The organism is Gammaproteobacteria bacterium (assembly GCA_013003425.1).
Taxonomy (GTDB): domain Bacteria; phylum Pseudomonadota; class Gammaproteobacteria; order Steroidobacterales; family JABDKV01; genus JABDJB01.
This window is the reverse complement of the sequence record JABDJB010000004.1, coordinates 1-8,494: the sequence shown is the minus strand read 5'-3', so window position 1 is coordinate 8,494 and position 8,494 is coordinate 1. Positions and strand designations below refer to the sequence as shown.

6 protein-coding genes are annotated in these 8,494 nt (G+C 57.5%); 4 read left to right on the top strand and 2 right to left on the bottom strand.

Features of this window, described 5'->3' with window-relative positions; genetic code table 11:
- Window positions 1–260 precede the first annotated feature (260 nt).
- Window positions 261–584: a hypothetical protein gene (locus tag HKN06_00315; GenBank protein NNF59748.1), complete on the bottom strand. Its 324-nt coding sequence runs from the start codon at window positions 582–584 to the stop codon at window positions 261–263.
- Window positions 585–726: 142 nt separating this feature from the next.
- Between HKN06_00315 and HKN06_00310 the strand changes: the two genes are divergently transcribed.
- Entirely contained in the window at window positions 727–1,740 is a 1,014-nt protein-coding gene (locus HKN06_00310; protein ID NNF59747.1) for an efflux RND transporter periplasmic adaptor subunit, read from the top strand.
- Window positions 1,737–4,841: an efflux RND transporter permease subunit gene (locus tag HKN06_00305; protein NNF59746.1), complete on the top strand. Its 3,105-nt coding sequence runs from the start codon at window positions 1,737–1,739 to the stop codon at window positions 4,839–4,841. The genes HKN06_00310 and HKN06_00305 overlap by 4 nt, the downstream gene beginning before the upstream one ends.
- Window positions 4,842–5,366: 525 nt before the next feature.
- Here the strand turns inward: HKN06_00305 and HKN06_00300 are convergent.
- Window positions 5,367–6,302, bottom strand: a complete 936-nt coding sequence (locus HKN06_00300) for a hypothetical protein (protein ID NNF59745.1) — start codon at window positions 6,300–6,302, stop codon at window positions 5,367–5,369.
- 595 nt (window positions 6,303–6,897) lie between these two features.
- Here HKN06_00300 and HKN06_00295 point away from each other — a divergent pair.
- Entirely contained in the window at window positions 6,898–8,064 is a 1,167-nt protein-coding gene (locus tag HKN06_00295; protein ID NNF59744.1) for a DUF4331 family protein, read from the top strand.
- A gap of 15 nt (window positions 8,065–8,079) precedes the next feature.
- Window positions 8,080–8,494, top strand: a 415-nt coding sequence (locus HKN06_00290; protein NNF59743.1) for a hypothetical protein, incomplete at its 3' end; no start/stop codon positions are given.

Here is an 8,494-nt window from a genome sequence, read left to right as displayed (position 1 = left end):
CGAAGATCGCCGCCAATGTCATCCTGGCGCGCAAGCTGGCCCGCATCGCCTTCGCCCTGCTGCGCGATCAGACAACATTCCGAAAACAGCCAATGGAGGCTTGCCCAACGCCATAGAATCTCCTACGGCCTGATGCGGCCTGATGCGGAACGGTAATTTTAGGGTCGCGGCTGGAAGCCGCTCCTACGACCGTCCCTATAAGAACAGGAGTCGAACCGCATGTTTCACTCTGCGATTCGACCCCGGTTTCCCTTGAAACTTCAATAATCCTGGAAGCCGCCATTACCGGCGACCCAGTCGTGCGAGCCGGTAGCGCTGTCGCCTGAGCCACCACTTACCACCGAATATTGCCCGTGTGTTTCATTGAATTGCCCTCCCACCACGACGCTGTGGCGGTTTGGGAACGACGAGACAATTATCGCTGCTGCCCTTACGCCGTCGCAGTCGACATCCAGTTCCTCAATACAGCCGGTCAGGTAGGCCTCGCCAGCCCGCGCCTGCTCACCCTGGTCGTCCTCGACCCAGGCAAGCAGGTTGATGAGTCGGCCGTCAACGGTCGGCGCCGGGCTTGGTGAGAAAGTCACCGACACTGAGCGGCGGAAAATCGATGGAAAAACGGCGGCTTCGGGCCGCCGTTTTGCTATGGGCGTCGTCAAGATGCAATAGCTGGGCGGATTACAGCCGGTTGTGTAGACTGCTGAACCTTGCGGGTTATTGTGCAACAGCATGTGGCGATTTCTTACAGTTCTGTTTTTTCTGGCCTGCCGGGCAGCTGGTGCGGCTGAAGGCCCTGGCGTTGTGGTCGCTGAAGCGGCGATCCAGCAATTCCCGCTCACCGTCGAAGCACTGGGCAACGCACGTGCCAATGAGTCGGTCGACATCCGGCCGGAAGTTGTCGAAAGCGTCTCTGCGATACGCTTCGAAGAAGGGCAGCGTGTCGAAGCCGGGGCAGTGCTGGTCGAACTGGAGAACACTGAGGCTCTTGCTGCCGTGGCTGCGGCAAGAGCAACACTGGTCGATTCAGGTAGCCAGCTGCGCCGGGCGCAGGAACTGTTCCGATCCAAGGCAGTATCGGCGTCGGAAATCGAGCAGCTTACTGCTCGCCGTGATGCAGATCGCGCATTACTCGACGCGGCAAAATCGCGCCTTGACGATACAGTCGTGCGCGCGCCCTTTGCCGGGCGCCTCGGGCTGCGCCGTATCAGTCCTGGTTCGTTAGTCGGTCCGGATACCATTATTACAACGCTCGACGATACCGACACGATCAAACTGGATTTTGCTGTACCCGAAACCGTGCTGGCAAGGGTGCAGGAGGGTCTGACCGTGTCAGCGATCAGTGCGGCTTACCTGAACGAGCAGTTCAACGGCGTGGTGTCGTCGGTCGATACGCGTGTCGATCCCGTAACCCGGACAATCACATTGCGAGCGGTGGTAGCCAACCCCGACGGCAAACTGCGGCCGGGTATGTTTTTGACCGTGACGTTGCTTAAAGAGGATGTGAAGGCGCTGACTATCCCGGAGGAGGCGGTAGTGCCGGAGCAGAGCCGTCAGTTTGTTTTTGTCGTTGGCATGGATGACGTGGTTGAAAAACGGGAGATCCGCACCGGGCGACGCCGGCCCGGCGATGTTGAGGTGCTGGAAGGCCTGAGCGCCGGCGAGCGCGTTATCACCGAAGGCACGCAAAAAGCCCGACCGGGCAAACCCGTGCAGGTGCTGCAAAGGCAGGTAAGCGGCGGGTGATCATCTCCGATATTTCGGTGCGTCGCCCGGTGTTTGCCACCGTGGTGTCGTTATTACTGGTTATTCTTGGGTTGGCGGCACTGGCTAACCTGCCGGTACGGCAGTATCCGGACGTTGATCCACCGGTGGTCTCAATTGAAACAACCTACCGGGGCGCATCGGCAGAGGTTGTCGAGACCAAAATCACCCAGATTATCGAGGATCAGATTGCCGGACTGGAAGGCATTGAAAAACTGACGTCGCAAAGCGGCGATGAGCAATCTGATATCAGAATCGAGTTCAGCCTGGAACGGGATGTTGACGAAGCTGCCAACGATGTCCGCGACCGGGTTGCACGCGTTGTTGACAACCTGCCGGAAGAATCCAATCCGCCGGAGATTGCTAAAGTCGATAATGACACGCGCTCGGTGATGTTTCTCAACCTGACTTCGGATGAAATGTCGGGCCTGGAGATCACCGACTACGCCGAACGTTATTTAACTGACCGATTCTCGACCGTTGCAGGTGTGGCACGAGTGCGTATCTCCGGCGCGCGTCGCTATGCGATGCGAATCTGGATTGACCGCGAGGCGCTGGCGGCGCACGCCCTGACTGTAGCGGATATCGAGTCTGCACTGCGCACAGAAAACGTCGAGCTGCCGGCCGGCCGGCTGGAGTCGCGCCAGCGCGAGTTCACGTTGCGTACAGATACCGGCTACACGACAGCAGAGGATTTCAGTCGCCTGGTCGTGGGTCGAGGTGCTGACGGTCAGCTGGTACGTCTGGCAGAAGTGGCCGATGTGCGAGTCGGCGCGCAAAACGAACGCAGTATTGCCCGGGCCAATGCCATACCGGCCGTGAGTCTGGCCATCGAGCAGTTGTCGACGGCAAATACCGTCGAAGTTTCGCGTGGTGTGCGTGCGGAAGCAGAACGGGTGCAGCCTGACTTGCCGCCGGGAATGCGACTGGAAGTCAACTACGACCGGGCCGAGTTCATTGAGGCATCGATGAACGAAGTGGTCAAAGCACTGGGCTTTGCCATTTTGCTGGTTTTGATTGTTATTTATCTGTTTCTCGGGACCTTGCGCGCAACGCTGGTGCCCGCCGTCGTCGTGCCTGTGTCGTTGATCGCGACCTTTATGGTTATGGGCGCACTTGGCTACACCATCAATATACTCACCTTGCTGGGGCTGGTGCTGGCCATCGGGCTGGTGGTTGACGATTCGATTGTTGTTCTTGAGAACATTTATCGGCGTATCGAGGATGGAATGCAGCCTTTGCTCGCCGCACTGGAGGGCGCAAAGGAAATCGGTTTTGCGGTCATCGCAACGACTTTGGTCCTGGTGTCGGTTTTTGTGCCTCTGAGTTATATCCGTGGCGACGTCGGACGACTGTTCAGCGAGTTTGGTATCACGCTGGCTGCGGCAGTGATTTTTTCCAGCATAGTCGCGCTGACACTAACGCCGATGATGACTTCGCGTCTGTTTTCGATTCAAAAGCAAAAATCAGGTCTCGCGCGACTGGTCGACAGGTTTTTTCGTGCATTGTCGCGTCGCTACCGCGCCATTCTGGTTCATGTTGTCAGGCACCCGTGGCTGACACTGGCGGGCGCGCTTGTGGTCGGTGCCACATCGGCGGTGTTAATTGGTGCATTGCCCGCAGAGTACGCACCAAAAGAGGATCGCGGCGTATTTTTCGCCACCATGCGGGGTCCGGAAGGGGCCAGCATGGAATACACCGACCGTTATGCACGCCAGGCTGAGGCCATGGTGATGGAAGAGATTGGCGACGGCCCGGTAATACGCGTGTTGACGCGGTTGCCGGCAGGGTGGGGTGGTACTGGCGGCGTAAATAGCGCACGTTTGATTGTGCTGCTCAAGCCATGGGAGCAGCGAGAAGAGGATGCTGAGGCAATCGCGTCGCGGTTGCGCAGCAAGCTTGCCGAGCTGCCCGGTGTACGCGCGAACGCAATAACCCCTTCGAGCCTGGGCATACGCAGTGATGGCCGCCCGGTTGAGCTGGTGCTGGGTGGGCCCGATTACGTGCAGCTGCAGGAGTGGCGTGACCTCATCATGGCTGCAATTGGCGACATGCCGGAACTGGTCAACGCGGATTCCAACTATCAGGAGCGCAAGCCGCAAATGCGGATTGCCGTTGATCGCGACCGGGCCGCGGCGCTGGGTGTTTCATTGTCTTCCATTGGTCGCACGTTGGAAACCATGCTCGGATCACGCATCGTAACGACGTACGTCGACCGCGGCCGTGAGTACAACGTGATCCTTCAGGGTGAAGACGCCGATCGCGCCAGCCCGGATGACCTGTCAAACCTTTATGTACGATCTGCCAGTAATGGTCAGCTGATCCCGCTGGCCAATCTGATCACACTGAATGAAGTTGCCGGTCCGGATGAGCTGAACCGTTTTGACCGCATGCGTTCAATCACTATCGAAGCCGGTCTTGCTGAGGGCGTGTCACTGGGCGACGCGGTCGCGGCGCTCGGCGCCCGAGCGCGAGAGGTGTTGCCGTCCAGCGCGCGGATCAGTTGGGATGGCGAGAGTCGCGAATTTCAGGAAACCGGCGGATCGCTGTACCTGACCTTTGGTCTGGCATTACTGATTGTGTTCCTGGTGCTGGCCGCGCAGTTCGAGAGTTTTATTCACCCGGTGATTATCATGATTACGGTGCCGCTGGCTTTGACCGGTGCGCTGCTGGGACTTTATGCCTACGGCTCGAGTATTAATGTGTTCACCCAGATCGGCGCCATATTGCTGATTGGTCTGGCCGCCAAGAATGGTGTGCTCATCGTCGAGTTTGCCAATCAGCTGCGTGATCGTGGCAAGTCGCTGGCCGATGCGGTAACTGAGGCCGCTACGATTCGTCTCCGACCCATATTGATGACATCGGCCTGCACCACCTTCGGTGCATTGCCACTGCTACTGGCTACCGGCGCGGGCTCAGAGTCACGTCAGCCTATTGGTATTGTTGTCGTCTTCGGCGTTGCGATTTCTGCCGTGCTGACCTTGTTTGCCGTGCCCGCTATCTACGCTGTACTGGCGCCCTATACCCGCTCACCACACTATGTTGCCCGCATGATTGGCAAGCTGCGCGGCCAAACCACCTGAAACTGCAACTGCCGGCCAGACTGAGTCGAGAAACACGGCTCTCGTGGGGGAAATCACCCGTACCAACATCTATCAGCCTTTGAAATGCCGGGCCTGTTCGGTGGTGATTTTTGCGGCTAATGCTTATCTCCGGGGCTTCAAAAATGATGAACATAAACAGGCTAGTGCGGTTTCGGTGCAGCTGGCGTGTTGCTGCGACGGTTGTGATATCCCTCTCTGTAGTCATTCCAGCGCTAGCCGCCTTGAGGATAGAAGGGCTGCACCAGGAACCATGGATCCCGGTCACTTACTTTCGGTAGGGCTTTAATACTTCCTATTCGCATGCTTTAGGGAAATCGCGAACTTCCGCAATCGGCCAAAACCCGACATTGCACATGCGCAGGTCAATAGCCAGTGGGAGCGGCTTCAGCCGCGACTCTTCACCGGCCGAGAGCGAGCCAACCCAGTCGTTCGTCTGAGTCGCCCCGTAACGCAACGAGTAATACGTAGACCTGACCAGGCCAGTGCAATGGTCGATAGGTCTGGCTAGCGTCCCGGTGTGCAGCCGGTGGCGCTGGGCCCAGGCGGTTGCAGAAATAACTGCCTGACTCTGGCCAGGTCGAAAAGATCGACCGTGCCGTCGCCGTTCAGATCAGCGTTTGCATCACCGGTAAGAAAAACGGTTCTGAAGCTGGCGAGGTCCAGTAAATCCACAGTGCAGTCGTTGTTCAGGTCGGGATCGCAGGCGTTGCCGATGCCATCGCCGTCCGTATCCCGCTGATCATCATTGGCCACCAGCGTGCAGTTGTCGGTGGAATCTGTTACGCCATCAGCATCAGAATCAGGCACAGGGGCGATCGTGAGGCTGGCATCATCGAAGTATATTGCGCTGGCTGGATTAGCATTAGCTTCATCAAAGACGTGAAGTAGCAGAACTTTGGCTGTGGTTGTACCCGCAGGTGCCTGACCCATGACCGATAGACGCGTCCAGTCTGAAACCTCTGCCCCATCCCGGGTAGCCAACTGCTGAAAGCTGTCGTCACCGCCAATCTGACCCACGGCCGAAAAAATCTCTCCCAGGACATTACTGTCAGCATCCAGGAAATTAAGCGCTAACAACGCGAGGTGATTGAAAGGATCAGCAGAGAAGTTCATCGCCCAAACCGAGGCTTCGTAGGTCGTGCCTGCGGTCACCGGTACAAACTGGTCGGCCCCGCCATCGAAACCGAAAAGCTTCAGGGATTGGCTGCCCCCGTCATCATGTGAAACTGGCGCCCCGAAGGTGGCACCCGGGCCGACAATTAAGGAACCATTGAAACAGCCCCAGCCGGGTACAGAAAAAGAACCGGAGGCGCAGAGGGTCTCGGCGGGTGTATCAGGCATCTCAAATCTACCGTTCGTGAGCAGGTTCGCGTGGCTGTTGGCAGAAACCAGGCTTATGACGGAACCAAGAACGAGCGGCGTCAGCAACAGGGTCTTCAAAGACATGATGTAACTCCTCACGGATTTATTCTCGCAATCAATAAAACCTGGTCCGCATCAACTGGTATGTCATACCAGTCAGCCGGTGGTTTCATGAGCATCCGATTTGGTTTGTTTCACCTTTGAGTGTAGGCGAAGCGTCATGACTGCGCTGGGACCTTGTCCTGCAATCTTCGGACTGATTCCAGGATTAGCAATAACTCGTGATCCGCACCGGGTCGTTTTCAGCCGGATTGCTGCGGCGAACAATGGCCGGCAGAAACCGAGCTGTTATCGGCCTTGATCGATCTCGGGTACTGCCTTGCTGCGGTCCCGGCACCCTGGGTCCTGAAGTTGTCCGGACTGGCCCGGCCTGCTGCGACTTCGACGAAAAGTCTGAACGACGAGACGTCGAACAAAGACGCGCGGGCTCGACAAACCGGCAGCATTGCCCTGCGAAGCCCGATAAACAGTGCCAAAACAGCTGGCTGCGGGGCACATGACGTTGTCGGATATGCTGACTATACTAAGAGGAATAAGTAAGTTGTCGTTTAACGACGGCACACGATTTCTGATTCACATGCAGAGGAAACTGCAGATTCACGGGGAGAACAGTATGAGTACTGCAAGCAGAGGCCTGATCATATTGCTACTGGCTTTGGTGCTGCCTGTCCACGCAGCGGATCACGGCGACGCGCCACTGGTCTCTATCGACCCGGTGGCTGACCTGGCTGATATCTATGCGTTTGTTAATCCAAACAATCCACGCGAAGTAATCCTGGCGGCCACTTTTCTGCCCTTTGCCACCAGCAGTTCACAATTCTCTCAAGCTGTGCTGTATCGCTTTCACCTGCAAAATACGGATCCGAGCTCGCCTGAACTGATTATCACGTGCCGGTTTCCCGGGGGCAAAAAGATTCACTGCTCCGGTGGCGGCATCAAGGTCAAAGGGCGTGTCGAACAGATTATCGAATCTGGCGCGGTGCGCCTGTATGCCGGGTTGCGTGATGACCCGTTCTTTTTCGACGGGGCTGCGTTTGCACAAACCGTCGCGACGCTGACACCGCAATTTACCGACCCCGGCATTAACTCTTTTGCCGGTGCCAACGTGCTGGCAATAGTAATGGGGATAGATGCCTCGGTTTTGCTGGCGAGCGGCGAGGGCAGCGTGCTGAAGTATTATGTCTCCACAGCGCGACGTCGCCCGGTGGATGACGGTGGCGACGATGATGATGACGGAAATGACGATGATGACGGCGACGATGATGCAGATGACGATGATGCAGATGACGATGATGACGACCGCGATTTCCGCCGCGCATCACGGGCGCCTGCCCAGTTGCGTGGGTTGCGACAGATCGATCGCACTGGTCGTCCCGGCATCACAACGGCCCTGATCGATTTGCTTGCATCCACCGGCCTGAAGGATCGTTACAACCAGTCAGCAGACATCAGCATGTGGTCAGGCCTGTTCGAGAAGGAGATTGCCGGCAATCTGGCGGCACTTGATACGCTTGATGGCATCACCGGCAATAATTTATTGCCGCCAATGGTGCTGGCGTCAGTGCTGGTTGATGACCGCCTGATAATCGATGTCCGCAGCCCGGACTGCGACGCATACCTGGCGGTTGAGCTTGGACTGCCTCAATGCGGCGGACGTACCCTCGAGCGCGACGTAATCGATGATACGTTTGGCGCCGTCGTTGGCCCGGGGGTTTCCGATTTTGTCGACAATGACAGTGCATTCCTCAGCACCTTTCCGTTTTTGGGTGAACCGAACTGATTCGCTGAGCACGCGTTGATATCGTTAACTGACGAGGCCCCGGCTGGTGCCCGGGCCTCGTTTCCTGCTCTGACAAAGCCGCTGCTGCTGGTGGTCTGCTGCCTGCTGCAGGGTTGCAGCATGGCGGACACTGCCGGCTTTTCGTGGGCCGCAGAGCTTGAACAGGCCAGGCAGATGATCGGGCCCGGCTGGCCGGCTGACGCTGATTCTTACCCCACTACGTCGGGGGCGGTATACACCGCTAACCTCGACAGTCAGATCGAGGCGATACAGCCACTGCTCGACAGGCGTTACAACGAGCAACTGCTGGTCAAACTTGCGCGATTGCGTTATCACCGGTTTCAGCTGCGGGCAGACTTTGCTGATCTGGAGCGTTTGCGCCAGCTGCTGGCCCATGCCAGCAATCAGCCACACGGTGTTGCCGTCGACG

Bases quoted from the DNA above. Each gene is read 5' to 3' on its own strand.
- HKN06_00310 (NNF59747.1), top strand. From the start codon at position 727: ATGTGGCGATTTCTTACAGTTCTGTTTTTTCTGGCCTGCCGGGCAGCT.
- HKN06_00295 (NNF59744.1), top strand. From the start codon at position 6,898: ATGAGTACTGCAAGCAGAGGCCTGATCATATTGCTACTGGCTTTGGTG.